The organism is Magnetospirillum sp. SS-4 (assembly GCF_902729425.1).
GTDB lineage: Bacteria > Pseudomonadota > Alphaproteobacteria > Rhodospirillales > Magnetospirillaceae > Phaeospirillum.
Window position 1 is genome coordinate 138,290 of record NZ_CACVCH010000070.1, and the last position, 26,034, is coordinate 164,323.

The following is a 26,034-nucleotide window of genomic DNA, read 5'->3' on the forward strand; positions in this document are numbered from 1 at the left end:
TCTTAGTTAAGATAGGGGATGGCACTTGCGCAAGTCATTTTTATGCATTCCCCGCTGATTAACCGCCAGGTCCACCCTTGGGCATCGGCAATTGGCGTCTTTGCGCCAATTCGGCCGTAACCCCCTTGGCCTTGGACGGATCCATTTCCGCAAGGATCGGCGCCACCCGCTGTTCCTTCATGCGCTCCAGGACTTCCAGCAGGATGCTCATATCCAGTTGCTCGAATATCTTGGCGGCTTCCTTGGGCTTCATGTTTTCGTAAATCTTGACCAGGGACCGCATTTTATTGTCTTCCTGGTCGTTGTACTGGCGCAGCAATCCCTCGATGGTGTGCTGCAACGTCTTCATCTCGGCGACCTTGCGCTCGATCTGATCCTCGGCGGCCTTCAGCAGTGCCTCTCGCCGCTCGATGTCGCGTTCGCGCACGTCCAGCGAACCACGCCGTTCCTGTAGCTTTTGCAGAACGTCCAGTTCGGTCTGGCTCAAGGTGCCGTCCGAATTGCCTCCGACCGGGGCATTGGCCGGAGTGGCGGCGGCGGGCGGAGGGGACGGCGGAGCGCCGGCCGCCCCGGCGGCGGGAGTGGCGGCCGCCGGAGTGGGCGGCGGAGCGGCGGCTGGCGCGGCGGCGGGAGTCGCGGCGGCCGGCGCCGGCGCGGCCGCCGGCTTGGGGGGCTGCTGCGCCTGCAATTCGGCGACGGAGAGCGAATCCAGCCCGAACATGCCCTTGAAGATGTCGGTGACCCGCACCGACAGCATCAGCACCCCCACGAAGATCAGGACCGGCAGGATGCGGACGATGGGCGGCCGAGGTCCGGCGGCGGCGGCGGAGGGCGCGGCGGAAACCGGGGCCGCCGGCTTCTGCTTGCGGTTTCCGGAGGACTGGCGGGAGGGCTTGGAGGATTTCGATGCCATGGCGCGGCCCTCATCTCATGGATTGCAGGGCGCGCAGCAATTCGCGCTCGGCTTCCGAGCGTTCGTCGTCCTCGGCCTCGGCGCTGGCGGCGGCGGCGGCGATGGCTGCCTGCTGGGCGGCGCGGGCTCCGGCGCCGCTCCGCGCCGGGGCCGGAGAGGCCGCCGCCAGTCCCGGCGCGCTGGCCGCCGCCCCGGCGCGGCCGTCGGGACGACCGTCGGGACGGGCGTTGCGCACCGCGTTTTCCAGGCGGTTGGCCATGGTGTCGGCGCGCTCGATCATGAAGGCGAGATCGTCGCGCAGCGACTGGGCCTTCTCCACCCGTTCCTGCAAGGTCTGGCCGGCTTCCTCCGCCGCCTTGCGCAGCTTGGGGATCGAGGATTCCGCCCGGACCGTGGCCTCGTTGAAATTGGTGATGGTCCGGGCCAGGTCGTCGCGGTTCTTGCGCAGGGACGACAGCCGCGAGTTCAGCATCACCGCATAGCCGATGGTGGCGATCAGCAGCAGCGAAACCACGATGTCGAGGGCGACCTTCCAATCCACGGTTCAGCTTCCCTTCGTCTTGTCGCGCCGGCTGGTGTCGTCGACCTGGATGGCGATGTGCTGGCCCTTGCGTCCCATGCGGCCGCGAAACAGGGCAATGTCGCCGCAGCGCATGTCGATATGGGAATCCGGCGTGGCGTTCAGCGTCAGCTTCGACCCCGGCTTCCAGGCCAGGACCTCGCGCAGGTTCATCACCTGCTCGTCCAGCACCGCCTCCAGTTCCACCTCGGTCATCCACAGCTCTTCGGCCAGGTGGGTTTCCCAGATGGAGTCGCGGCCGAATTTTTCGCCCATGAACATCTGAAGCAGCAACTCGCGCACCGGCTCCAGGGTGGCGTAGGGCAGCAACAGTTCGAGGCGGCCGCCGCGATCTTCCATGTCGATGCGCAGCTTGGCGACGATGGCGGCGTTGCTGGGGCGGGAAATGGTGGCGAAGCGCGGATTGGTCTCCAGCCGGTCGAAGCGGAAGGTGACCGGGCTGAGCGGATCGAAGGCGGCCGACAGGTCCGACAGCACCACATGCACCATGCGCTCGACCAGATTGCGTTCGATGGTGGTGTAGGGACGGCCCTCGATGCGCATGGCCGCGGTGCCGCGCCGGCCGCCCAGCAGCACGTCGACGATGGAATAGATCAGCGAGGAATCGACGGTCAGCAGCCCGAAATTATCCCATTCCTCGGCCTTGAACACCGCCAGCATGGCCGGCAGCGGAATCGAGTTCAGGTAGTCGCCGAAACGCAGGCTGAGGATGTTGTCCAGCGACACTTCCACGTTGTCCGACGTGAAATTGCGCATGGAGGTCGACATCATGCGCACCAGACGGTCGAACACCACCTCCAGCATGGGAAGGCGTTCGTAGGAGACCAGGGCGCTGTTGAGAATGGCCTGGATGCCGGACTTGTCGCCGGAGCCGCCGCCGTCGTCGTCGAACCCCAGCAGCGAATCGATTTCGTCCTGGTTCAGAACGCGGGTGGCGTCCTTGGCGACGGCGGCCTGGGTTTCCGACGCGCCGGAATCGCCGGCGCCGAGCATGGCCTCCCATTCGGCGGCCATGGCGCCGCCGTCCTCGTCTCCGCCTCCGCCGCCTCCGCCCCCGCCATCGCCGTCGCCGGCCATGGCAGCCCATTCCTTCATGAGGGCTTCTTCGTCCTCGGCGCCTCTACCCTGGCCGCCTTCGTCTTCCATCGCCATTCCAGCGCTAGGGCCGGTCCGTCATTGGACCAGCATTTCCTTGAACAACACGTCGCTGACCTTGACCGGCTTGACCGCCGCGTTGACGCGGGTCAGCAATTCCTCGCGCAGAAGATGCATGCCCGACGCACCCTGCAAATCCTCGATCCTGAGCTCGCGCAGATAGACCTGGAAGTTGTCGACGATGCGCGGCAGCATCTGCTCGACCCGAGGCTGGTCGGTGATCGCCTCCAGTTCCAGCGCCACCCGCAGCTTGAGGAAGGCCTGCTTGCGGCCGGTGGTCTGAAGATTGACCAGCATCTCGGGCAGATCCATGAAGGCGGCCGCCTGCACCGCCTTGGGCGGCGGCGGCGCGGCGGCCTCCTTGGGGGCCTCTTCGACCTTGTCGCCCAGGAACTTGTCCAGGATGCCGGAGAAATAGACCCCGGCGCCGCCGCCCGCCAGCAGCAGAATCGGCAGCACGATGATCAGGATCTTCTTGATCGGCAGCTTTTTCTTCGGCGACTCCGATGAGTCTTCCGAGCCTTCGCCTTCTTCGAAATCTTCTTCCAGGTCTTCGGCCATGGCCCTCATCCGAACGGTCGGCGCGCCGGCCCGACCGGACCTGCGCCTGTTCACCCTAGAAACTAGCCCCCGGCGGTTAACATAAGGTTGCCACCCCATAAAAGAGTGGACCCCGGCCAGCCCGCCGGACGCCACGATAGCAATCCTCCGCCCCGCCCGGCAATAACTGCCCGGCAAGGACGCCCGCCTCGCCGCCCGGCGGGCCCCCCATTCCAGCATTTCCGCCATATCCAGCAATTGGCACGCCCCATGCATTGAGGATGGCGAACCGTTTTGCCAGCGAGCAGACCCATGCAGAACACCTCGTACATCGCCCTTTCCCGCCAGGCCGCCTTGCAGCGCCAGCTGGACGTGGTCGCCAACAACATGGCGAACGCCAACACCACCGGCTTCAAGAGCGAGCAGATGATGTTCCGGGAATTCCTGGTCCCGACCCGCTCCAGCCAGCGCGCCATCGGCGGCAAGCTCTCGTTCGTCCAGGACGTCGGCGTGCTGCGCGACACCCGCGAGGGGCCGCTGACCAAGACCGACAATCCCCTGGATTTCGCCATCCACGGCGACGGCTATTTCCAGATCGAGACCGAGGCCGGCATGCGCTATTCCCGCAGCGGCCATTTCCGCATGGACCAGACCGGCATGCTGGTCAATTCCCAGGGGTTTGCGGTGATGGACGACCGCGACCAGCCCATCATCTTCGCCCCCAACGAAACCCGCATCGAGGTTTCCGAGGACGGCACCGTCTCCACCGAGAACGGCCGCGTCGCGCGCCTCAAGGTGGTCAAGTTCAGCAACGATCAGGAATTGCGCAACGCCGGCGACACCCTGTTCGAGACCACCTTGGAGCCGGAGGTGGTGGCCCGCCCCGCCATCGTCCAGGGGATGATCGAGGAATCCAACGTCCAGCCGGTGGTCGAGATGACCCGGATGACGCAGATCCTGAGGGAATACCAGGGTGTCCAGAAGATGCTGGACACCGAGCACGAACGCACCATGAAGGCCATGCAGGCCCTGTCGGGCGCCCGGCCCGCCTGACCGGAATCATAGGGGAAGAGGAACACGCCATGCGCTCGCTCAATATCGCCGCCACCGGCATGCTGGCCCAGCAGACCAACGTCGAGGTCATTTCCAACAACATCGCCAACATGAACACCACGGCGTTCACCAGGCGGCGTCCGGAATTCGCCGACCTTCTGTACCAGAACCTGCGCCGCGTCGGCTCGCAATCGTCCGATACCGGCACCATCGTGCCGACCGGCGTGCAGCTTGGCCTCGGCGTCAAGACCACCGCCGTCTACCGCATCACCGAGCAGGGCAGCGTCCAAAGCACCGACAACTCGCTGGACATGGCGATCCAGGGCAAGGGCTACTTCCGGGTCCTGCTGCCGTCGGGCGAAACCGCCTATACCCGCGACGGCTCGTTCCAGCTGTCGCCCGAAGGCAACATCGTCACCCACGAAGGCTATCTGGTGCAGCCGCAGATCACCATTCCGCCGGACGCGGTCGGCATCACCGTCGACGCCACCGGCCAGGTCATCGTCAAGCAGGACGGCCAGGTGCAAAGCCAGGTCAAGGGCCAGCTGACGCTGGCCACCTTCGCCAACGACGCCGGCCTGGAAGCGCGCGGCAACAACCTGTTCATGGAAACCCCGGCCTCGGGCCAGCCTTCGACCCAGCCCCCCGGCAAGCCCGGCTTCGGCACCTTGTTGCAGGGCTTCCTGGAGACCTCCAACGTCAACGTGGTGGCCGAGGTCACCAACCTGATCGGCGCCCAGCGCGCCTACGAAATGAATTCGAAGGTCATCCAGGCCTCCGACGAAATGCTCTCCACCATCAACCAGATGAAGTAAGGAGACCGCCATGACCCGCCGCCTCGCCGCCTCCGTTCGCATCGCCGGCATCGCCCTCGCCGCCGCCCTGTCGCTCGGTGCCGCCGCCGCCGCCGCCGCCCTGTCGCTCGGTGCCGCCGCCGCCGCCGCCGCCGAGTTGCCCCCCCAGTTGAAGGCCAGCGTCGTCATCGACGCCGACATCATCCGCCTGGGCGACCTGTGGGAGAATATCGGCGACAAGGCCGAGGTGCCGCTGGCCAACGCGCCGCAGCCGGGCAAGCGCGTCACCCTGGAAACCCGCTGGCTGGCCGTGGTCGCCCAGTCCCATGGGCTCGACTGGCGCCCGGCCACCCCGTTCGAGCGTTCGGTGGTCGAACGTTCCGGCCAGACCGTTGACTTCCGCTCGGTCGAGACCGAACTGCGCGAGGCGCTGCGCCTGGAAGGCGCGCCCAACAACAGCACGGTCGAAATCACCAACCGCGCCGCCATGCACATCGTCATCCCCAGCAATGTCACTCCGACCGTCGGAATCCGCGACGTGTTCTACGACCGCCGCATGAACCGCTTCTCGGCCATGGTCGAGGTTCCGGCCGGCGCTCCCAACGCCACCCGGGTCAAGGTCGCCGGCAACGTCTTCGCCTCGGTCAGCATTCCGGTCCTGGCGCGCCCCATGGGACGCGGCGACACCATCACCGAAGCCGATATCCAGTGGGTGGACGTGCGCGACGAGGTCATCCGCCGCGACATCATCACCACCGCCCGCCAGCTGATCGGCCAGGAGCCGCGCTACCAGCTGCGCTCCGGCGCCCCGGTCCGCACGGTCGAGGTGCAAAAGCCGGTGGCGGTCGCCAAGAACAGCTCGGTCACCATGATGGTGCGCAGCAAGTTCATGACCCTGACCGCCCAGGGCCGCGCCATCGAGGACGGCAGCATCGGCGACGTCATCCGCGTCACCAACGTCCAGAGCAAGCAGACCGTCGACGCCAAGGTCGAGGGACCGGGACAGGTGTCGGTGCTGCCGGGCGGCATGCGCGCCCTTGCGAACTGACGAGTAGATGGGAGTAACGATCATGTTCCGCCGCGAAGCCCTTCCCAAGACCCTGCGCGCCATCGCCGTCATCGCCGCCGTCTCCGAGCTTGCCGCCTGCAACATCCTGACCCGCATGTCGGAAGTCGGCTCCGGCCCCCAGATTTCCGATATTCAGAACCCGACCCAGCGGGCCGGCTACCAGCCCATCACCATGCCGATGCCGCAGCCGGTGGCGCCGCCGGCCAACGCCAACTCGCTGTGGCGGCCGGGCGCGAGGGCCTTCTTCAAGGACCAGCGCGCCAAGGACGTGGGCGACATCCTGACCGTTTCGGTGGCCATCAACGACAACGCCACCCTGACCAGCACCCTGACCAACACCCGCGCCGGCTCGGAATCGGCCGGCAGCGGCACCACCGGCAGCCCGGTGTCGCTGCTGGGCTTCGAGCAGAGCCTGAACAAGATCCTGCCCGAAAGCCTGAATCTGGCCAGCCTGGCCGACATCAAGTCCGCCTCCAGCGTGTCCAACACCGGCAAGACCGCCCGGACCGAGGCCATCAACGTCACCATGGCGGCCGTCATCACCCAGGTTCTGCCCAACGGCAACCTGGTGATCTCGGGCCGCCAGGAATTCCGGGTTCACTACGAGATGCGGGAATTGTCCATCCAGGGCATCATCCGGCCCGAGGACATCAGTTCGTCCAACAGCGTCGCCTCGGAAAAAATTGCCGAGGCCCGGGTCTATTACGGCGGACGCGGCATGGTCAGCGACGTCACCCAGCCGCGCTACGGCCAGCAGATCTTCGACATCATCTTCCCGTTCTGATACATCCCGCCCCTCTACAACGGAAAAGGCGCTTCCCGAGGGAAGCGCCTTTTCCGTTGGGCGGGGCCTGATGGCTCAGGCCGCCTTGTCCAGTTCGCGGACCACGGCCTCGCCCATGACGGTGGTCGAGACCTTGGCCTTGCCCGGCTGCATGATGTCGGCGGTGCGCAGGCCGCCCTTCAGCACCGCCTTGACCGCCGCCTCGATCAGGTCGGCCTCGGCCACCATGTCGAAGGAATAGCGCAGGCACATGGCGAAGCTCATGATGGTGGCCAGCGGATTGGCCATGTCCTTGCCGGCGATGTCGGGGGCCGAGCCGTGCACCGGCTCGTACAGCGCCTTGCGGCGCCCCTGGGCATCGGCGGCACCCAGCGAGGCGGACGGCAGCATGCCCAGCGAGCCGGTCAGCATGGCGGCGCAATCGGACAGGATGTCGCCGAACATGTTCTCGGTGACCATGACGTCGAACTGCTTGGGATTGCGCACCAGCTGCATGGCGGCGTTGTCCACGTACATGTGGCTGAGCTCCACGTCGGGGAACTCCTCCTTTTGCAGCTTGATCATCTCTTCCCGCCACAAGACGGTGCATTCCAGCACGTTGGCCTTGTCCACCGAACAGACGCGCTTGTTGCGCTTCCTGGCCAGCTCGAAGGCGACGCGGCCGATGCGGACGATTTCCGGCGTGGTGTAGACCAGGGTGTTGAAGCCCTTGCGGCTGCCGTCGGGCAGGGTCTCGATGCCGCGCGGCTCGCCGAAATAAAGGCCGCCGGTCAGCTCGCGCAGGATCATGATGTCCAGGCCGGCGACCACGTCGTGCTTCAGGGTCGAGGCGTCGGCCAGGGCGTCCAGCACGGTGGCGGGACGCAGATTGGCGAACAGGCCCATCTCCTTGCGGATCTTCAGCAAACCGCGTTCCGGCTTCTTGTCGAAGGGCAGGTCGTCCCACTTCGGGCCGCCCACCGCGCCCAGCAGCACGGCGTCGGATTCCATGGCCGCGGCCAGGGTGGCGTCGGAGAGCGGCGTGCCGTGAACGTCGTAGGACGAACCGCCGATCAGCCCCTCGGAGAGGTCGAACTCGATCTTCCGCTTCTTCGCCATCCAGTCGATGATCCGGCGCACCTGCGCCATGACCTCGACGCCGATGCCGTCACCGGGCAGAATCAGGAGCTTCCTGGCGGCCATGGTACTCTCCCACATTATCTATATCGGACGATCTAATGCCTAGCGCCGACCAGAGCCGGCGTCAACCCGCGTTCGGTAATGGACGCCATGCGTCACAACCAGGGCGTCGAGGTCCTGCGCTGGTCCTCGAACGCGGAGATCTTTTCCTCGCGCTGCAACGTCAGACCGATGTCGTCCAGGCCATTCAGCAGGCAATGCTTGCGGAACGGATCGACCTCGAAGCGGATCAGGCCGCCGTCGGGACCGGTGATGGTCTGCTTCTCCAGGTCGACGGTGACCACGGCGTTGGCGCCGCGCTCGGCGTCGTCGAGCAGCTTGTCCACCTGCTCTTGCGGCAGCACGATCGGCAGGATGCCGTTCTTGAAGCAGTTGTTGAAGAAGATATCGGCAAAGCTGGGGGCAATGATGCACCGGATGCCGAAATCGTTGATGGCCCAGGGCGCATGCTCACGCGACGAGCCGCAGCCGAAATTGGCGCCGGCCACCAGGATCCTGGCGGCGCGGTAGGCCGGCCGGTTCAGCACGAACTCGGCGACTTCCTTGCCGTCCGGGGTATAGCGCATCTCGTCGAACAGATTCTTGCCAAGACCGGTGCGCTTGATGGTCTTCAGGAACTGCTTGGGAATGATCATGTCGGTATCGACGTTGATCATGGACAGCGGCGCCGCGACGCCGGTGAGAACGGTGAACTTTTCCATGGTCAGGCGGTTCCCATTTGCTCGGCGACCCGTCGGACGCCGGAGATAAAGACGTTAAAGCTGGTCGAGGTGTTGTTGTCGAGAGACAAATGCGGCGCGATGGCCTGCGAGCCATTGCGCGGCTGATAGGTCGGCGCCAGATCGATCAGCTTATTCTTGGACTTCTCAATGTGATCGGGGTTGCGGAATAGCTTCTTTGCCTGAAGCTTGGCGCAATCCTTCGCCAGACCAGCGTGTTCGACGGCCCGAAGATCCCCCAGGAACCACGCCTCCAATTCCTGGCAGACAATCCGGACAAGGGATTGCGGTCGCCCGCTGGCCGTGCATGTTTCCACAAGCCGGCTTTTTAATGCAACGCAATCACCACCGTCATTGTCCCGAACGATGACAAAGCGGGCTCGTGGGTTCTTCCAGGCTCGCAACTTTCTGGGAAAAGATCTTTCAAGATCGCCCTTGCCCGAATGAGGAATAATCTTGAAAGCCAGACCGTCCGGCAGAAGGCGGGGCAGGATGGCTTTCAGAGTGTTCTCCATCGAGGCTTCTTCCACCATGAAGACCAGTTCGGGTCCCATCATGGATCAACCTTCCCGAACAGTTTCTGTGCCCACAGACGGCCGGGTAGATCCCCCTCGCGGACCAGTGCCTCAAGCTGCGGGTCATCGGAGGCACGGGCGATGGCGCTAAAGCCATCCCTCTTCTCCAGCCAGAAGATAGAGTCCAGGGAAACGGCATCCAGGAAGTCGGGAGAGTGGGTTGAAACGACAACCTGCCCACCACGCCGCGCATAATCCTGAAATTCCTCAGCCAGTTCGCCCAGCAGCGAGTAATAGAGTTGGTTCTCCGGTTCCTCGACGCACAGCAGCGGATGGGGTGTGGGGTCGTGCAGCAGGACCAGATAGGCAAACATCTTGATGGTACCGTCTGAAACAAAGCGCGAGACGAACGGATCCTTGAAGGTTCCGTCCTGGAAACGCAGGACGATGCGGCCATCCGCCGTTGGAACAGCCTCGACCTTGGCGACACCGGGAACCCGCCGGGTCATTTTGTCCAGAACCTGCTGGAACAGTTTCGGATGACTTTCATAGAGGTACTGGGTCACCAGCGGCAGATTGTCACCGTCGGCGGACAGATGCTCGGCATAGCCGGCATCTTTGGCTCCCCGAGCCGCGTTGATGTGAAAGTCCGATAGGTGCCAGTTCTCGATCAGGGAACGCACCGCACGAGCCGCCTTGAAACGCTGGAACTGCCCCAGCCCTTTGAGTGCCAGAATGTCAGGCGAGTCCAGGGTCTGATCCTCGCGAGTCAGATCCTCGTCAGGCTTATTGAAATTCTCTTCGTTGGAGATGGCGTAGCCCTGCCCGGAAGAGAACTGTAGGAAGTGAAACGGCTTGCCCTGGGGGCCGCGCTTATAGCGGAGAATCTCCTTCACCACCACCGGTTGGCTGTTGGGGGCTTTGCCGATCTCCACCAGATAGGTCACCAGCCGCTCTCGGTCGAGCAACTGCATACGAAACTTCAACTCGATCAGGATGGTCTGGTCGGCACAGCCGCGCGACACCACCTCGTTGAAGCCGCCCCTCTTTTGCAGGGCTTGCCGGACATTGTTGCGCAGGGCATCGCCCAGAAAACCGAAAAGCTGAAAAAAAGTGCTTTTGCCAGCTCCATTGGCGCCGACCAAAACCATGAACTGCGGGACGTTGTCGATGGACACGTCCCGCAGCACCTTGAAGTTCTTGACCTTGATGGACACAAGGCGCATCGGAACGGCTCCTCAGAGGCTCCGAACGTCGGTGAGCCTGCCGGTGACCGCCGCCGCCGCCGCCATGGCGGGGCTGACCAGGTGGGTGCGGCCGCCGCGTCCCTGGCGTCCCTCGAAATTGCGGTTCGAGGTCGAGGCCGAGCGCTGGCCGGGCTTCAACTGGTCGGCGTTCATGGCCAGGCACATGGAACAGCCGGGCTCGCGCCATTCGGCGCCGGCCTCGATGAACACCTTGTCCAGTCCCTCGGCCTCGGCCTGCTCCTTGACCAGGCCGGAGCCGGGCACGATCAGCGCCTGGACGCCGGCGGCGACCTTGCGGCCCTTGAACACTTCGGCGGCGGCGCGGAAATCCTCGATGCGGCCGTTGGTGCACGACCCGATGAACACCACGTCGATGGCGATGTCGGTGGCCTTCTGGCCGGCGACGAGTCCCATGTAGTCCAGCGAGCGCTGCACCGCCTTCTTCTTGGCCTCGTCCTTGATGTCGGCCGGGTCAGGCACGGCGCCGGTGATCGGAATCACGTCCTCGGGGCTGGTGCCCCAGGTGATCTGCGGCACCAGGGCGCCAGCGTCCAGCTCGATCTCGACGTCGAAATGGGCGCCGTCGTCGGTGTGCAGCGTCTTCCAGTAATTGACGGCAGCCTCGAAGGCTGCCCCCTTGGGAGCGCGCGGCTTGCCGGCGATATAGGCGAAGGTCTTGTCGTCAGGCGCGATCAGGCCGGCGCGGGCGCCGGCCTCGATGGTCATGTTGCAGACCGTCATGCGGCCTTCCATGGACAGATCGCGGATGGCCTCGCCGGCGTATTCCACCACGTAGCCGGTGCCGCCGGCGGTGCCGATCCTGCCGATGATGGCCAGCACGATGTCCTTGGCGGTGATGCCGGCCGGGGCCTTGCCCTTGACCGTGATGCGCATGTTCTTGGCCGGCTTCTGCACCAGGGTCTGGGTGGCCAGCACATGCTCGACCTCCGAGGTGCCGATGCCGAAGGCCAGCGAGCCGAAGGCGCCGTGGGTCGAGGTATGGGAATCGCCGCAGACGATGGTGGTTCCGGGCAGGGTGAAGCCCTGTTCCGGACCGATGATGTGGACCACGCCCTGGCGGATGTCGTCCATGCCGAAATACTCGACGCCGAACTTCCGCGCGTTGGCCTCCAGGGTCTCGACCTGCACCCGGCTTTCCAGGTTCTCGATCCCCTTGGACCGGTCGGTGGTCGGCACGTTGTGGTCGGCCACCGCCAGGGTCATCTCGGGGTGGCGCACCTTGCGGCCGGCCATCTCCAGCCCCTCGAAGGCCTGCGGACTGGTCACTTCGTGAACCAGATGGCGGTCGATATAGATCAGGCAGGTGCCGTCATCCTGGACGTCAACCAGATGAGCGTCCCAGATCTTGTCGAACAACGTGCGGGGCTTGGCCATGTCGAATCCCTAAATGCGGCGTGTTCAGCCTCGAATCTTGGGATGTATCCATCCCTTGGCAAGAGGCCTTCAACAACCCGTCGATTCCCCGGAACCGGCTCCGCCCAAAGGCGGAACCGGTGCGAGGGGCAGTCCGAGGCGAAGGAGGATTATTCCTTGGCCTTCGCCTTGGCGGCGGCGGCATCGGCGCGCTCGGCGGCGGTGACCTTGCCGGAATGGCCGGTGGTCTGCTCGGCGATGCGGGCCGACTTGCCGCGACGGTCGCGCAGATAGTACAGCTTGGCGCGACGCACATCGCCGCGGCGGACCACGTCGATGGAGGCGATGTTGGGGGAGTACAGCGGGAAGATGCGCTCGACACCCTCGCCATACGAAATCTTGCGCACCACGAAGGACGAATTCAGTCCGTCGTTCTTGCGGGCGATGCAGACGCCCTCATAGGCCTGGACGCGCTCGCGATTCCCTTCGATGACCTTCACGTTCACCCGAACGGTATCGCCCGGAGCGAAGCTGGGAACGCCGCGAACGGCGGTCAGCTTGTCGATCTGCTCCTTTTCGAGCTGCTCAATGATATTCACCATGGCTCAACCCTCGCTTACTTTAGAGGCTGCGACATACCGATCCCACAGATCGGGCCGGCGCAGCCGGGTTATCTCCTCCGCCTGACGCTTGCGCCAGGCCCTGATCTTCTCGTGGTGACCGGACAGCAGAACCTCCGGCACCGACCGCCCTTCCCATGTCTGGGGGCGGGTATAATGGGGATATTCAAGCAATCCCCATTCGAAGCTCTCTTCCGCCAGCGATTCCTGCTTGCCGACCACGCCGGGAAGCAATCGCACGATGGCGTCCAACATCAGAAGCGCCGCCGGTTCCCCGCCCGACAGGACGAAATCGCCGGCACTGACCTCCAGGGCTCCGTGGGCCTCCAGCACCCGCTGGTCGACTCCCTCGAAGCGCCCGCACAACACCCTGACGCCCGGCCCTTCGGCCAGATCGCGGACCAGAGCCTGATCCAGCCTGCGCCCGCGCGGCGTCATGTACACCAGCGGCCCGATCGCCCCGGCGCCGCGAATGGCGGCGTCCAGAACGTCCGGGCGCATCACCATGCCGGCCCCGCCGCCGAAGGGCGAATCGTCCACGTTGCGGTGCCTGTCCGTGGCGAAGCCCCGGATGTCCACCGCCTCGATGGACCATATCCCGTCCTCCAGCGCCCGGCCCGCCAGCGACAACCCCAGCGGCCCGGGAAACATCTCGGGGAAGAGGGTCAGCATCAAGGCCCGCCAGGGCTGCCTAACCGTCTCGTCCACCCGGGACCTCGCTTCCCTCGTCTTGCTCGTCCGCGACGTAGAGCGGCGGAACGACCACCAGCCTGCGCCCCGGCACATCCACCTCCGGCACCGCCGCCTTGGTGAAGGGGACCATCAGGTTCCCCCTCTCGGCCAGCGCGATGTCCAGCACGTCGCCGGCACCGAAATCGTGCACCATCGCCACGGTGCCGAGCCTCCGGCCGTCGGTTCCCTCCACCGCCATCCCGATCAGATCGGAGTAGAGGAACTCGTCCTCCCCGGTCCTCGGCAGACGCTCGCGGGAGACCCAGAGCTTGGTCCCCCTCAGCGCCTCGGCGGCATCGCGATCCCCGATCCCGTCCAGGGCGGCGATGACGACGCCCTTGGCCTCGCCCGTCACCTTGAGCCGGATCTTGCGGCTACCGGTCTCGTCCTCCACCGGGGAATAGTAGCCGATATCGGTCGGCACCTCGGTGAAGCTCTTGACCTTGACCGCGCCGCGAACCCCGTGCACGCCGACCACGACACCGACGCACACCCGGTCCGACATGGGAGACTATTCCGCGCTGGCGGCGGCAGCGGCAGCGGCGGCGGCGCGATCAGCCTCGTCCTTGGCGCGCTGCTGGGCCTTGGCCTTGGGCTGCGGCTTCTTGGTCTGCTCGGGCTGGGCGACCTTGGCCACCAGGCCGCGATCGGCGAAGAAGCGGACCAGACGGTCGGTGGGCTGGGCGCCGACCGACAGCCAATGCTTCACGCGCTCGTCGTCCAGGGTCCAGCGCTGGCCGGACTCGACGGCGACCATCGGGTTGTAGGTCCCCACCTTCTCGATGAAGCGGCCGTCACGCGGGCTGCGCGCATCGGCGACGACGATCTTGTAGAAGGGGCGCTTCTTGGCGCCACCGCGGGAGAGACGAATCTTCAGAGCCATTCTTCGGTCTTCCTCTGTGCGAAATTACCCTCGGGCTAGCGCCCGAACCTCATGTTGGGGGGCAGCAATCCGCCAATGCCGTGACGCATCAGCCCCTTCTGCCCCATCTTGCCGACCTTCTTCATCATGTCGGCCATCTGCTGGTACTGCTTGAGCAGCTTGTTGACGTCCTGCACGCTCATGCCCGAACCGGCGGCGATGCGCTTCTTGCGCGACGCCTTGATCAGGTCGGGATTCCTGCGCTCGGCGGGAGTCATGGAGGAGATGATGGCCTCCTGGCGGGCCACCATCTTGTTGTCGATGTTGGCGTCCTTGAGCTGGCCGGCCATCTTGCCCATGCCGGGCAGCATGCCGAGGATGCCCTTCAGGTCGCCCATCTTGCGGACCTGGGCGAATTGCTTGCGCATGTCGTCCAGGTCGAACTTGCCCTTCTCGATGCGCTTGGCGAGCCGCTCCGCCTCTTCCTGGTCGAGGGTCTCCATGGCCTTCTCGACCAGGCCGACCACGTCGCCCATGCCGAGAATGCGCCCGGCGATCCGGTCCGGGTGGAAGACTTCCAGCGCGTCCAGTTTTTCGCCGGCGCCGAGAAACTTGATGGGCCGGCCGGTGACCGAGCGCATGGACAGCGCGGCGCCGCCCCTGGCGTCGCCGTCGATGCGGGTCAGCACGATACCGGTGACGCCGACCTTCTCGTTGAATTCGCGGGCCAGGGTGACGGCGTCCTGGCCGGTCATGGCATCGGTGACCAGCAGGGTCTCGGTCGGCTTGACCGCGTCCCTGACGTTGGCGACCTCGGCCATCAGTTCCTGGTCGATGTGCAGGCGGCCGGCGGTGTCGAGGATGACGACGTCGTAGCCTTCCTTGCGGCCGACGCCCAGCGCCCGCTTCGAGATCGCCACCGGCATCTCGCCCATGACGATGGGAAGCGAGCCCACCTCGGCCTGGCCGGCGAGAATCTGCAATTGCTGCTGGGCGGCGGGACGGTAGACGTCCAGCGAGGCCAGCAGGACCTTCTTCTTCTCGCGCTTCAGCTTGAAGGCGATCTTGGCCGAGGTGGTGGTCTTGCCCGAGCCCTGAAGGCCGACCATCAGGATGACCACCGGCGGCACGGCGCTGAGGTTGAGTTCGGTGCCCTTGGCGCCCAGGGTGGCGATCAGTTCGTCATGGACGATCTTGACCACCATCTGTCCGGGGGTGACCGACTTGATCACCTCCTGGCCGATTGCGCGGGACCTGACCCGGCCGATGAAATCCTTGACCACCGGCAAGGCGACGTCGGCCTCCAACAGCGCGACGCGGACTTCGCGCAGGGCCTCGGTGACGTCGGCCTCGGTCAGCGCGCCGCGCCCCGTCAGACGTTCGAACACCTTGCCGAGCTTGGAACTCAAACCCTCGAACATGCGAAACCGTCACCCATAAGCATCATCACGCCGGTGCGCGTAAGGTCGCGGACCGGCGGGCCTCCGTGGAGGCGGTGGTCTCCAGATCACTGAAGAGGCTGGGGTTGTATCCCTCTCCACCGCCGGAGTCAACGAAATTGAAGGCTGGAGCCGGCGCGGACAGGCGGGACGGCCGGGACAAACCCAAGGAATGATTGCCAGCGGCCGGCCCAGCCCTTACAAATCATGACCCCCCCCGCCTTAGCTCTGGGAGAACCGACGTGCCCCTGCTGATTGACCTGAAGCCCGGCGAGAAAGTAATCATCAACGGCGCGGTCGTCGAAAATGCCGGCCATTCGACGAAGCTTCGGGTTCTTAACGATTCGAACATCCTGCGCGAGAAAGACATCGTCGCGGATGGAGACAACATCACCCCGGCAGGGCGGGTGTATTTCTTTATTCAGAACGCCTACATATTCCCAGGAAGCCGCGACAAATATGTAGAGCTTTTCATGCGCTGCCTGGATGATTATGTAACATCCTGCGCCAGCGCCGCCCCGCTGGGCGAGGAATTGCGCGCGGCCGTCATCAGCGAGGAGTACTACAAGGCGTTGAAGCTGGCCCGCAAGCTGCTGAAGCACGAATCGCAGGTCCTGGACCTCTACAACCGTGCCGCCGCGGCAGCCCCCGCCGAAGCCGAATCCGAAGCCGAAACCGGTCAGGACTGAACGAAGCGGTCGGCGAAGGCCTGGCGCAGCCCGGCCAGCGCCCCGGCCCAGTCCCCGGGAGCCGGCTGGCGAAACAGGCGAAGACTGGGATACCAGGGGCTGTCGTCGCGGCCCAGCATCCACAGGAAGGCGCCGCAGGGATCGGGCAGCGGCACCCAGACCGGCTTGCCCAGCGCCCCGGCCAGATGGGCCACGGCGGTATCGGCGGAAATCACCAGATCCATGGCCATGATGGCGGCGGCGGTGTCGGCGAAGTCGGCGAGACGCGGCCCCAGGTCGGTCATCCGTCCGAAATCGAACAGATCCGAGGCGGTGGCGGCGGCGTCGCCCTTTTGCAGGGAGAACAGCCGTGCTCCCGGCAGGCCGGTCAGATCGTGGGGGGCGAAGCTGCGCCCGCCATTGTCGCGTCTGGTGTTGCTGCCGCTCCACGCCAGCCCCACCCTTATTCCCGGCGCGGCGGCGACATCGGCGAAATCGCCGGCGCCGGCGGGAACGCCCAGATAGGGAACCCGGGCGGGAATGGTGTCCAGCGTCAGCCCCAGCCGCAGCGGCAGCGACATCAGCGCCACATGGAGGTCGCAGGCGGGCGGCGGCGCGGCCTGCCCCTCGACCACCGCGATGCGCGAATCAAGGGTGGAGAACAGCCGCCCCAGGCCGGTCCGGCATTCCAGCGTCACCTCGCCCCCCAGGTCGGCCAGCATCGGCACCAGCCGGCACATTTGCAGGGCGTCGCCGAATCCCTGCTCGGAATGAACCAGGATGGAACGGCCGGCCAGGGACTCGCCCCGCCAGGGAGCCGAGGCGAAGCGGCGGACGAACGGCTTGAAATGGGGGGTGCGCCAGCGCCATTCGTATTCCCGCCAGCCCTCGGCGAAATCGCCGCCGGTCAGTTTGACCAGGGCGAGGTTCCAGTGCAGGTCGGCCTCGTCGGGAGCGATTTCCAGGGCGGCGCGCAAGGTGGCCTCGGCCTCGGCCAGCCGCCCCCTCTCCCGCTGCACCGCCGCCAGGTTGATGAAGGCGTCCAGGTAGCGGGGATCATGATGGAGGGCGCGCAGATAGGCCGCCTCCGCCTCGTCCAGCCGCAGCAGGGCGCGAAGCGCATTGCCCAGGCTGAACTGCTTGACGGCGCCGTCGGCGATGGCGATGGCGCGGCGATAGCGCTCGGCGGCGTCGGCGTGATCGCCCATGGCGGCGAAGGCGTTGCCCATGTTGAACCAGGCCAGGGCGTTGTCCGGCTCCAGCAGGGTGGCCTTGACATAGGCCTCCACCGCCTCGCCCGGCGAATCGAGCCCCAGCAGGGCGTTGCCGAAATTGACGTGGGCATCGGCCATGTGCGGCGCGATCATGATGGCCTTGACCGCCATGTCGGCCGCCTCGGCATGACGGCCGGCCAGTTCCAGGGCGCCGGACAGGTTGATGTGGGCCTCGGCCGACCCGGGATGCAAGGTGATGGCCTTCTGGAACGAATCGATGGCCTCGCCGACCCGGTCGAGCGATTGCAGGGCGTTGCCCAGGTTGAGGTAGGACATGAACCAGTCGGGCTGCCGCTCGACGGCCGATGCCGCCAGCGCGGCGGCGGTGGCGCCGTCGCCGGCGGTCAGCGCCAGCACGCTCATCAGGTTGAGGGCGTCCAGGTTGGCGGGATCGTGCGCCAGCACCTGACGATAGTGGCGCACGGCGTCGCCCAGCCGGCCGGCCCGCTGGCACTCGATCCCCAGCCGCAATTCCTCGTCGATATCCATCCGATCCGTTACCTCAGGAAGTTCAGCAGGCTCAGACTCTGGACCTTGGCCAGGACCTGATAACTGGCTTGAAGGGCGTTGTATTCGCTGTTGAACAGAACCGCCGCCTCCAGCGGATCGCTGCCTTCAAGCTCCTGTATCCGGGTGCTGAGGAATCCCTTGAAGGCGAGGTGCTTGGTGTTCTTGCTGTTGATGACTTCCTGGACGAAGCCGACGTCTTGCTGAATCGCCATGACGTCGCCCCGGATTTCCTCGCCATAGGGCGGCGTTCCCGATTGCGGCGATTCGAGGGCGTCGCGCAGCAGATACATGGCCTCGTCGATGCGGTTCTGATTCTGGTCCAGGCCGCCGGCGGTCCCGAACGCCCCCTGGGCGATGATGCCCAGCGCGCGGATCGCCTTCTCGATGCCGGGCGACGAGGCGTAGATGCCCACGTTCACCGCCCGCTCGCGATCGATGTAGTGCTGGACCTGCTGGGTGTCGCCCTTGTACCACGACGACGCCGACACCTCGGCGGTGGTCACGGTCTCGGTGGTCAGCTGGACACTTTCGACCTCCAGATAGTCGCCGTTGTTGGCGGTGACCTTGTAGACGCCGTCATTGACGCCGCTGGTGCTGGACAGGGTGAATATCTGCCCCACCGGCGGATGCGGATTGCCCGAACCGTCAAGGAACGAATTGGCGCCGTTGCTGGCGGTGATGCGCTCGCCGGTGGTGCCGCTGGGGCTGAAGGTCAGGGTGCCGTAGCCGGTGGCGGCGCTGCCGGCGGTGGCGGTGATCGAGGTGTTCAGAACCGCGTCGCTGCTGTCGGTGTCGTAGGTGAGGGTGACGTCGGAACGCCCGGTCTGCGGCAGGAACTTGCTGATGCGCAGCGCGTCGGCGTTGATCACGAACGAAACCGTGCTGGCGGTGGGGGCGGGAGCGGCGGCGACGGTGAAGGTGCCGTTATGGGCGTCCGACCCGCCGATGGAGATGGTGTCGCCGGCGACGAAGGCCAGATCGTTGCCGGCGGTGGTGATGGTCACCGTGGTCAGGCCGGTGGCCGCCGAGGCGCTGGTGGTCATGGTGATGGCGCCGCTGGTCAGGGGAATGGCGGCGCCGCCGTTCTGCGTCAGGGTCAGCGGCGTGCTGGCGGCGGTCTGGGTGATGGTCTCGGATTTGGCCTGGTCGGTGTCGACGGCGATCTCGACCACGCCGTCGGTATTGCTGACCACCTTGAAGGCGCCGTCCCAACTGGTGGAGCCGTTGATGGTGAACGTGGTGCCGGCGGTCATGTTGGCCAGGGAATTGGCGGTGGCCGGCGTGATGGTCATGTTGCCGTTGGGGGCGAAGGCGAAGGTCAGCGCGCCGGTGTCGGCGCCGCTGGTCAGGTCGGTGGGGGTGGAACCGTAGCTGATGGTGGTGGCGGTGGCGGTGGTGCCCTCGGCCAGCGGGGTTCCGGCCACGTTGGTGGCGGCGTGGCTGCGGACCTGATAGGTGGCGTTGTTGGAGATGCTGCCGGTGATGGTGACGGCGGTGCCGCTGGCGAAGGGCGTCAGGCTGTCGGCGTCGGCGGCCCGGATGGTCCCCGTGGTGGCGTTGAGGATCAGGCTGGTGGACGCCTCCTTGGTCAGGGTGGTCTCCAGCAACTGGGCCGAACGGGTGGTGGCCCAGGTGCGGTTGCTGCCGTCGTAGATGGCCTGGAACCCGTCCTTGGTGGTGGCGGGAAGCTCCATGGGCTCCCGGCTCAGCTTGCCGCCGGAAAACAGGTACTGGCCGTTGACGCTTTCCGACAGGTAGGAATGCAGGTCCAGCATGGTCTCCCAGGCGAAGGTCTGAATCTGCTCGACGCTGCTCCGGGTGGTGGTGTCCCCCTGGTTGAACGAGGTCAGGGCGTTCTTGAAGTTCTTGATGGAGCTCTCGATGCCGGTCATCGACGCCATCACCGCGCTCAGCTTGGTCTCGACCACCTTGTTGCTGTCGATATAGGTGTTCGACGCCGCCACCTGGGCCTCGAAGGTCAGCAAGATGTTGGTTTCGCGGTGGATGCCGGCGTAGGAGGGCGACTTCAGGCCGCTGACGCTTTGGGCCTGGGCATCGTTCATCCTGGTCTGGATGTCGAACATCCGGGTGATGAACGAGGTGTTGGCGCCGAGTGTGCCGATGCGTGTCATGACCGGCCCTCCCTACTGAATGATGTTGACCAGGGTGTCCAGCATCTGCTGAAGGGTCGAGATCACCTTCGCCGAGGCCGAATAGGCCTGCTGGAAATTTATCATGTTGGCGACCTCTTCGTCGAGGTTCACCCCGCTGAACGAGGTATGCTGGTTGTTCAGCGCGGTGCTGAGGGTCTTCTGGTAGGCCAGTTGATCCTTGGCGTGCGAGGCGTTGGTGGAAACCACCGAGATGCTGGCGGCGGCGTATTCGACGAAATTGTAGCTGCCGGCATAGATGTTGCCGGCCGACGCCATCTGCGACTTGGCCGCCATGGCGTTGGCGATGGCCATGGTGGTGGTGTTGTCGCCCTCGGACAGTGCGTATTGCTGAAGATCGGCGTTGTACTTCATGGCGCCGCGACTGATCAGCGACGGCGATCCCTGGATGTCGGTGCGGACGGAAAGGTTGCCGGCGGAGCGGCTGGACGAGGCCCGCAACCCCATCTCGGTGATGAAGCTGGTGGGTGGGGTGGCGTTGTCCTGGTCGGCGGCGACAAACAGTTCCTGGTCGTCGGTCTGGCGGATACGCAACCGATAGCCCGAGCCGTCGGGAACCACCGTCGCCTGGATCAGGTTGGCCTGCTGCATGCCGAGATAGGTCCCCAGATTGCTGGACCCGATGGCGCCGGCCTCCACCGACATGGTCAGCGGCGTGCCGCGGCTGTCCCACACCCGCAGCTTGAAGGCGTTGGGACCGGTCTGCACCACCTTGGCCTGGACCGAACCGCCGACATTGTTGATCTCGGCGGCGATGTCGTTGAGGTTGTCGGTGGTGGCCGAATCGATGGTGATGGGAAAGCCGGTGATGGTGCCGTAGGAATCGTAGATGGTGATGGTCGCGTCCGACGTCATGGTGACGGCGGCGGTGGACAGCGTCGACGATTCGTTGGTCTGGGTCTGCTTGTTGATGGCGGCGGCCATGGCCGCCAGGTTGGAGCCGGTGGGAATGCTGATGGCGTTGCCGATCTGCCCCGACGGGTCCAGCAGACGGATGGTCCGGGTCGTCGACAGGGTGAAGTCCTGGTGCAGGATGTTCGAATCGCTGATGGAATTCGGCACCGTCTTGGTGAACAGGTCGTTCAGGCCGAAGAAGTTGCTGAATCCGTCCACCGACTGGTCGGCGGTGCCGTCGCCATCGGCGTCGAAATTGATGGTGGCGTCCTCGGCGTTGCTGCCCTTGACCGACGAGACCTGATCGCGGAAGGCCAGGGACAGCGAGGAATGGCCGGTGTTGAGCTCGAACTTGCCGGTGGCGAAGGACGCGCTGGCCGAACTCAGGGTGCTGTTCTGGTAGGTCTGCGCCTGCATCCAGTTCTGGATCTTGGCGGCGACGTCGGTCAGCTTGACGCCCGGCGTCGCCGGAGTGTCCGAGATGTCCAGCGCGGTGGCGTTGCCGGCGGCGTCGTTGTAGGCGTTGCTCGCCATGATGGTCTTCAGCGTGGTGCTGGCCACCTCGGTACCGTTGGGATCGAAGATGGCGATGGTGACGTCGTCGTCGCCGCTCAGCCATATGGTCTGCGGATCGGCCACCAGGGCGGCGGGAATGCCGGCGTTGATGTCCGGGTTGTTGGGGTCCATGAACTGGCGGGTTCCGCTCATGGTGGAACGGGTGGTGGGATAGGTGGTGCCGCGATTGTGCACCTGATTGACCACGTCCTTCATCTTGGCGGCCAGTTCGTCGATCTGGGCCTGAAGGTTGGGCACGATCTTGTCGCGCAGGTCGATCAGGGCGCGCATCTCGCCACTGGTGAAGTCGCCGGTGATGTCCCTTAGCAGATCGTCGGTGGATACGGTGATGGAATTGAAGTTGCCGCCGGCCTTGGTCATCCAGGCGTCGGTGATGGTGGTGGCCACATGGGTCAGCTCGGCGGCGCCCTTGTCGACCAGGGTCTTGCCGCTCTTGGTGTAGACGCCGACGGAATTGTCGCCGCGCGGGAAGTACTGGATGTCCATGTACTTGGCCAACTCGGTCAGGGCGTTGTCGCGCTTGTCTTCCAGGTCGCCGACCTCGGAACCGATCGCCGAGGCGCGAACGATCTTCTGGTTGAGATCGAAGATATTGGCGATCTGCTCGTTGGCCAGCCCGATCACGGTCTGAAGGCCGCGATCGGCCTCGAGACGCAGGCTCTGGAGGCTTTCTGACATCTGGTCGAGCTGGTTGGCGGTATCCAGGCAGGTCTGCATGACCGCGGTCTGCATGGCCGGCGTGTTGATCTGGGCAGCCAGCGACTGGAACGACGATTGCAGCGTCTGCATCTGATGCGAGATCGAGTTGTTGTCGCCCACCTGGCCGAACAGGTCCATGACGCGGGGATAGTATTGGTTCAGCGTGTCCAGCATGCCCTGGGTCGAGGTCTGGCGGCGGATGTCCTGCAACAGACCCTCGTCCACCGAACGGATGATCTTGCCGGTCTGGACGCCGGCCCCCATGCCGTTGACGGTCACCGATTCCGGCGTCATCACCTTGCGGACATAGCCCTTGGTGTTGACGTTGACGACGTTCTGGGAAATGACGTCCAGCCCCTTCTGGCTGGTCAGGAGCCCCGAGAGCGCCGTGCTGAGACCGAGTGTGAGGCCCATGATATTCTCCCCGCCGTTCCGGCGTCAGAGCGACTTGTTGAACGAAATGGAAGACCCGGTCGCCGGCGGCGAATCGAAGGTGCCGGCGCGGCCATAGGTGCTGGTGGTGGTCGATTGCGCCTTGGACGTGGTGGCCAGGATGTCCATGACGCGCTGATAGGATTCGATCTCGGCCATCAGCCGCATGGCGTTGATCTCGACCTGTTCCTTGAGGCGCAGGCCGACGGCCAGCAATTCCTCGCGCTGCTCCGGCTCCAGGGTCTCGGCCAGTTCCGGACTGGTGATCATCGGCTGCATCGACTGCTCGTACAGCCGGGCCAGCGCCGATTTGTTCTCCAGCACCGCCTTGACGGTCTCCGGATCGTGGCTGGCCAGCGCCTCGTTCTCGATCTCCAGCAGCTCGCACAGATTGGTGCAGGCGAAGATGAGATCGTCGAAGGGAATGATGGGGCTGCGATCAACGGGGTTGTCGTGATCGCTGTCGTTCATCTGGGTCATGTCACTGCACCTCCTGGTGCTTCAGCAGCATTTTCTGGACGGCGGCGCCGATGCCGAAGCCGCCGCCCTTGGCGCTGGCGTCGATACTGCCGCGATTGGCGACCATCTTGCCGTACTCGTCGATCAGCAGGGACCGGAACATTCCCTCGGCGCTGCCGCCGCCGAACACGCCGTCGGTCTTGATGCCCTCGAACATGTGCTGGAACATCTGCGACACGAACTGGGCCTCGAACTGACGCCCGACCTTGGCGGCGGTGGCGGGGTTGACGGTCCCCGTCATGGGCGGCGGCTTGACGCTCATCTGCGCGGCGTCGAAGGACGGGATGGCGGAGATGCTCATCACATGACCTCCAGCTCGGCTTGCAGGGCGCCGGCGGCCTTGATGGCCTGCAAGATGGTGATCAGGTCGCGCGGACCAATGCCCAGGCTGTTCAGGCCTTCCACCAGTTCCTGCAACGTCACCTTCTGAGGCACCACCGCCAGCTTGTTGCCGGCGCCCTCGTCGACCTCGATGTCGGTGCGCTCGACGGTGGTGGTGGTGCCGGCGTCGGAGAACGGCGACGGCTGCGACACCTGCGGCGTCTCGGAGATGCGGATGGTGAGCTGGCCCTGGGCGATGGCGACGGTGCTGATGCGGACGTTCTCGCCCATGACGATGGTGCCCGACACCTCGTCGATGACGACCCGGGCCATCTGGTCGGGCTCGACGCGAAGCTGCTCCACGTCGGTCAGCAGGCCGACCACGTTGCCGCGATAGGAGGGCGGAACCACCACCTGGACGGTGCCGGGATCGACCGGACGGGCCATGTCGCCGCCAAGATAGGAATTGATGGCCTGGGCGATGCGGCGCGAGGTGGTGAAGTCGGGATTGCGAAGCGACACCTTGACCGCTTCCAGATGCGCCATCTCGAACGGCAGTTCGCGCTCGACGATGGCCCCGTTGGCGATGCGCCCCGCGGTGGGAACGCCCTTGACCACCGAAGTGCCGGACGCGCCGGTCGCGCTGAAACCGCCGGTGGCGACCTGCCCCTGGCCCACGGCGTAGACCTCGCCGTCGGCGCCGATCAGCGGCGTGACCAGAAGGGTGCCGCCGCGCAGGTCCTTGGCGTCGCCCATGGCGGAAATCTGGATGTCGATGCGCGATCCCTGGCGGGAGAACGGCGGCAGCACCGAGGTCACCATGACGGCAGCGACGTTCTTGGGGCTGACCGAGGTGATGGCGCCGGTCTTGTCGCGGATGTTGACGCCGAGGCGTTCCAGCATGCCGACCAGGCTTTCCTTGGTGAACGGAGCGTTGGTGAGCGAATCGCCGGTGCCGTTGAGGCCGACCACCAGGCCGTATCCCACCAGCATGTTCTCGCGGACTCCCTCGAAGTCGGCGATATCCTTGATGCGCGACGCGCCCAGCGCCTGGGCGGGCATCAGTCCGACCGTCACCGCCATCAGCGAGGCAGCCAGCAAGAGGGCGCGCAGCGGAGCGGTGAAGGTGGCGGCGGTTACGTCGATGCGGGTCATGATCATCTCACCCCAGACAAGCGGGTCACGGTCGTTCGCCATACCCGATGCGAAAGCCGTGCCAACCGCCGCGCCCCCGTGTTTCCGCCCTTCACGCCACATCGGCCTCGCCTCCGTCATGGTTTCGGGGGAACTTCCGTCCCCCCTTGCCCGGCAATTCCTGCCCAGTTGACCCGAAGCCGCCGGTCTGGCGAAATAGCGCCTATCGCCGTCGGGTCCGAACGGCTAGAATCAAGCGAACCCATCATCGCGCGAGACACATGAAGATTTCCGGAATCGGTTCCAAGGGCCCGGCCACCGGCGCCCGCAAGACCGACAAGACCGACAGGAAGGGCGAGTTCAAGCAGGCCCTCGTCGAATCCATGGATTCGATGGAGGAGGCGCATGCCGTGGAAACGCCGGTCGGCATTACCGCCGTCGACGCCCTGCTGGTGATCCAGCAGGTCGACGGCTCCGCCGAGCGCGACGCCCGCCGCCGGCTGGTGCGCCACGGCGAACTGCTGCTGGACGGCCTGGAGGACCTGCGTCACGGCCTGCTGATGGGCGAGATTCCCAGCGCCAGGATGGCCGCCCTGGCCCAGTCGGTGCGCTCGCGGCGCGAGGCCTGTTCCGACCCCCGCCTCGCCGCCCTGCTCGACGAGATCGAGCTTCGGGTCGAGGTCGAACTGGCAAAGCTGTCCCGCGATTTCTGAAGCGGACTGATATCCCAGCCCCTCGCTGTGCCCACGAAACGCAATTGCGCTTGCGAGGGGGCATCCCTGTCCATATATTGCGCAGCGACCAGACCCGACCGTGACATCGAGGGATGTTGATGACCGTCACGCTGCCGCCGGATTACCGTCCCACCGAGGACGAGGCCTTCATGAACGAGACCATGAAGGAATACTTCCGTCAGAAGCTTCTGCGGTGGCGCTCCGAACTGCTGCGCGAGTCGGACGAGACCCTGCAACACCTCCAGGAAGGCGGAATGCAGGAACCCGACATCGCCGACCGCGCCTCGGCCGAGGCCGACCGCGCCCTGGAACTGCGCACCCGCGACCGCGAACGCAAGCTGATCGCCAAGATCGATTCCGCCATGCAGCGCATCGAGGACGATTCCTACGGCTATTGCGAGGAAACGGGCGAACCCATCGGAGTCCGCCGGCTGGAGGCGCGTCCCATCGCCACCCTGTCCATCGAGGCGCAGGAACGTCACGAGCGGCTGGAACGCACCCACCGCGAAGACTGAGTCCGGGCCGGC

General features: G+C 65.3%; 27 protein-coding genes. 7 read left to right on the plus strand and 20 right to left on the minus strand.

Annotation, left to right across the window (positions count from 1 at the left end):
* Positions 1–58: 58 nt before the first annotated feature.
* The 4 genes from MTBSS4_RS12760 to MTBSS4_RS12775 are packed head-to-tail and all read right to left on the minus strand — an operon-like array spanning position 59 to position 3,209.
* Positions 59–913 (minus strand): MotE family protein, encoded by an 855-nt coding sequence (locus MTBSS4_RS12760; RefSeq protein WP_173983784.1) that lies wholly within the window; start codon positions 911–913, stop codon positions 59–61.
* A gap of 10 nt (positions 914–923) precedes the next feature.
* Entirely contained in the window at positions 924–1,454 is a 531-nt protein-coding gene (locus MTBSS4_RS12765) for a DUF6468 domain-containing protein (RefSeq protein ID WP_173983785.1), read from the minus strand.
* 3 nt (positions 1,455–1,457) lie between these two features.
* Complete coding sequence (fliM, locus tag MTBSS4_RS12770; protein ID WP_173983786.1) at positions 1,458–2,645, minus strand: flagellar motor switch protein FliM; 1,188 nt, start codon at positions 2,643–2,645, stop codon at positions 1,458–1,460.
* Between the two features lie 21 nt (positions 2,646–2,666).
* Positions 2,667–3,209: a flagellar basal body-associated FliL family protein gene (locus MTBSS4_RS12775; protein WP_173983787.1), complete on the minus strand. Its 543-nt coding sequence runs from the start codon at positions 3,207–3,209 to the stop codon at positions 2,667–2,669.
* A gap of 291 nt (positions 3,210–3,500) precedes the next feature.
* On the opposite strand from MTBSS4_RS12775, the gene flgF reads away from it, so the two are divergent.
* The 4 genes from flgF to flgH are packed head-to-tail and all read left to right on the plus strand — an operon-like array spanning position 3,501 to position 6,888.
* On the plus strand, positions 3,501–4,241 hold the full coding sequence (flgF, locus tag MTBSS4_RS12780; protein WP_173983788.1) for a flagellar basal-body rod protein FlgF: 741 nt from the start codon (positions 3,501–3,503) through the stop codon (positions 4,239–4,241).
* A gap of 29 nt (positions 4,242–4,270) precedes the next feature.
* The gene (gene flgG, locus MTBSS4_RS12785) at positions 4,271–5,056 is read left to right on the plus strand and encodes a flagellar basal-body rod protein FlgG (RefSeq protein ID WP_173983789.1); all 786 of its coding nucleotides are present in this window, start codon (positions 4,271–4,273) and stop codon (positions 5,054–5,056) included.
* Positions 5,057–5,066: 10 nt separating this feature from the next.
* A complete protein-coding gene (gene flgA, locus MTBSS4_RS12790; protein ID WP_173983790.1) occupies positions 5,067–6,083 on the plus strand; it encodes a flagellar basal body P-ring formation chaperone FlgA in 1,017 nt (338 codons plus the stop codon).
* A 22-nt stretch (positions 6,084–6,105) separates the two neighbouring features.
* Positions 6,106–6,888 carry a flagellar basal body L-ring protein FlgH gene (flgH, locus tag MTBSS4_RS12795; protein WP_173983791.1) on the plus strand — a complete coding sequence of 261 codons (783 nt, stop codon included), beginning with the start codon at positions 6,106–6,108 and terminating at the stop codon, positions 6,886–6,888.
* 75 nt (positions 6,889–6,963) lie between these two features.
* Here the strand turns inward: flgH and leuB are convergent, their stop codons facing one another.
* From leuB to ffh, 10 genes are all read right to left on the minus strand, one after another.
* On the minus strand, positions 6,964–8,070 hold the full coding sequence (leuB, locus tag MTBSS4_RS12800; protein ID WP_173983792.1) for a 3-isopropylmalate dehydrogenase: 1,107 nt from the start codon (positions 8,068–8,070) through the stop codon (positions 6,964–6,966).
* 92 nt (positions 8,071–8,162) lie between these two features.
* On the minus strand, positions 8,163–8,768 hold the full coding sequence (leuD, locus tag MTBSS4_RS12805; protein ID WP_173983793.1) for a 3-isopropylmalate dehydratase small subunit: 606 nt from the start codon (positions 8,766–8,768) through the stop codon (positions 8,163–8,165).
* Between the two features lie 2 nt (positions 8,769–8,770).
* Entirely contained in the window at positions 8,771–9,343 is a 573-nt protein-coding gene (locus MTBSS4_RS12810; RefSeq protein ID WP_217425541.1) for a DUF4276 family protein, read from the minus strand.
* On the minus strand, positions 9,340–10,527 hold the full coding sequence (locus MTBSS4_RS12815; RefSeq protein WP_173983794.1) for an AAA family ATPase: 1,188 nt from the start codon (positions 10,525–10,527) through the stop codon (positions 9,340–9,342). The genes MTBSS4_RS12810 and MTBSS4_RS12815 overlap by 4 nt, the downstream gene beginning before the upstream one ends.
* A gap of 12 nt (positions 10,528–10,539) precedes the next feature.
* Entirely contained in the window at positions 10,540–11,943 is a 1,404-nt protein-coding gene (gene leuC / locus MTBSS4_RS12820) for a 3-isopropylmalate dehydratase large subunit (RefSeq protein WP_173983795.1), read from the minus strand.
* A gap of 149 nt (positions 11,944–12,092) precedes the next feature.
* On the minus strand, positions 12,093–12,524 hold the full coding sequence (rplS, locus tag MTBSS4_RS12825) for a 50S ribosomal protein L19 (RefSeq protein WP_173983796.1): 432 nt from the start codon (positions 12,522–12,524) through the stop codon (positions 12,093–12,095).
* A 3-nt stretch (positions 12,525–12,527) separates the two neighbouring features.
* On the minus strand, positions 12,528–13,214 hold the full coding sequence (gene trmD / locus MTBSS4_RS12830) for a tRNA (guanosine(37)-N1)-methyltransferase TrmD (RefSeq protein WP_173983797.1): 687 nt from the start codon (positions 13,212–13,214) through the stop codon (positions 12,528–12,530).
* A 19-nt stretch (positions 13,215–13,233) separates the two neighbouring features.
* Positions 13,234–13,779, minus strand: a complete 546-nt coding sequence (rimM, locus tag MTBSS4_RS12835) for a ribosome maturation factor RimM (protein ID WP_173983798.1) — start codon at positions 13,777–13,779, stop codon at positions 13,234–13,236.
* A gap of 6 nt (positions 13,780–13,785) precedes the next feature.
* Positions 13,786–14,157, minus strand: a complete 372-nt coding sequence (gene rpsP, locus MTBSS4_RS12840; RefSeq protein ID WP_173983799.1) for a 30S ribosomal protein S16 — start codon at positions 14,155–14,157, stop codon at positions 13,786–13,788.
* 35 nt (positions 14,158–14,192) lie between these two features.
* Positions 14,193–15,557: a signal recognition particle protein gene (gene ffh, locus MTBSS4_RS12845; RefSeq protein WP_173983800.1), complete on the minus strand. Its 1,365-nt coding sequence runs from the start codon at positions 15,555–15,557 to the stop codon at positions 14,193–14,195.
* A 260-nt stretch (positions 15,558–15,817) separates the two neighbouring features.
* Between ffh and MTBSS4_RS12850 the strand changes: the two genes are divergently transcribed.
* Positions 15,818–16,264, plus strand: coding sequence for a flagellar biosynthesis repressor FlbT (locus tag MTBSS4_RS12850; RefSeq protein WP_173983801.1), 447 nt, complete (start codon positions 15,818–15,820; stop codon positions 16,262–16,264).
* Here the strand turns inward: MTBSS4_RS12850 and MTBSS4_RS12855 are convergent.
* Genes MTBSS4_RS12855 through MTBSS4_RS12880 form a run of 6 tightly spaced genes read right to left on the minus strand, consistent with a single transcriptional unit; the run spans position 16,255 to position 24,794 of the window.
* Positions 16,255–18,006 carry a tetratricopeptide repeat protein gene (locus MTBSS4_RS12855; RefSeq protein WP_173983802.1) on the minus strand — a complete coding sequence of 584 codons (1,752 nt, stop codon included), beginning with the start codon at positions 18,004–18,006 and terminating at the stop codon, positions 16,255–16,257. The two genes, MTBSS4_RS12850 and MTBSS4_RS12855, sit on opposite strands and share 10 nt — an antisense overlap.
* Before the next feature lie 8 nt (positions 18,007–18,014).
* Positions 18,015–20,159, minus strand: a complete 2,145-nt coding sequence (locus tag MTBSS4_RS12860) for a flagellin (RefSeq protein ID WP_173983803.1) — start codon at positions 20,157–20,159, stop codon at positions 18,015–18,017.
* Between the two features lie 12 nt (positions 20,160–20,171).
* The gene (gene flgK / locus MTBSS4_RS12865; RefSeq protein WP_173983804.1) at positions 20,172–22,781 is read right to left on the minus strand and encodes a flagellar hook-associated protein FlgK; all 2,610 of its coding nucleotides are present in this window, start codon (positions 22,779–22,781) and stop codon (positions 20,172–20,174) included.
* 24 nt (positions 22,782–22,805) lie between these two features.
* Positions 22,806–23,279 carry a flagellar protein FlgN gene (locus tag MTBSS4_RS12870; RefSeq protein ID WP_173983805.1) on the minus strand — a complete coding sequence of 158 codons (474 nt, stop codon included), beginning with the start codon at positions 23,277–23,279 and terminating at the stop codon, positions 22,806–22,808.
* Between the two features lies 1 nt (position 23,280).
* Positions 23,281–23,619: a rod-binding protein gene (locus MTBSS4_RS12875; RefSeq protein WP_173983806.1), complete on the minus strand. Its 339-nt coding sequence runs from the start codon at positions 23,617–23,619 to the stop codon at positions 23,281–23,283.
* A complete protein-coding gene (locus tag MTBSS4_RS12880) occupies positions 23,619–24,794 on the minus strand; it encodes a flagellar basal body P-ring protein FlgI (RefSeq protein ID WP_173983807.1) in 1,176 nt (391 codons plus the stop codon). The genes MTBSS4_RS12875 and MTBSS4_RS12880 overlap by 1 nt, the downstream gene beginning before the upstream one ends.
* A gap of 260 nt (positions 24,795–25,054) precedes the next feature.
* Between MTBSS4_RS12880 and MTBSS4_RS12885 the strand changes: the two genes are divergently transcribed.
* Both MTBSS4_RS12885 and dksA read left to right on the plus strand, forming a co-directional pair.
* A complete protein-coding gene (locus tag MTBSS4_RS12885; RefSeq protein ID WP_173983808.1) occupies positions 25,055–25,486 on the plus strand; it encodes a flagellar assembly protein FliX in 432 nt (143 codons plus the stop codon).
* 119 nt (positions 25,487–25,605) lie between these two features.
* Entirely contained in the window at positions 25,606–26,022 is a 417-nt protein-coding gene (gene dksA, locus MTBSS4_RS12890) for an RNA polymerase-binding protein DksA (protein WP_173983809.1), read from the plus strand.
* Positions 26,023–26,034 lie beyond the last annotated feature (12 nt).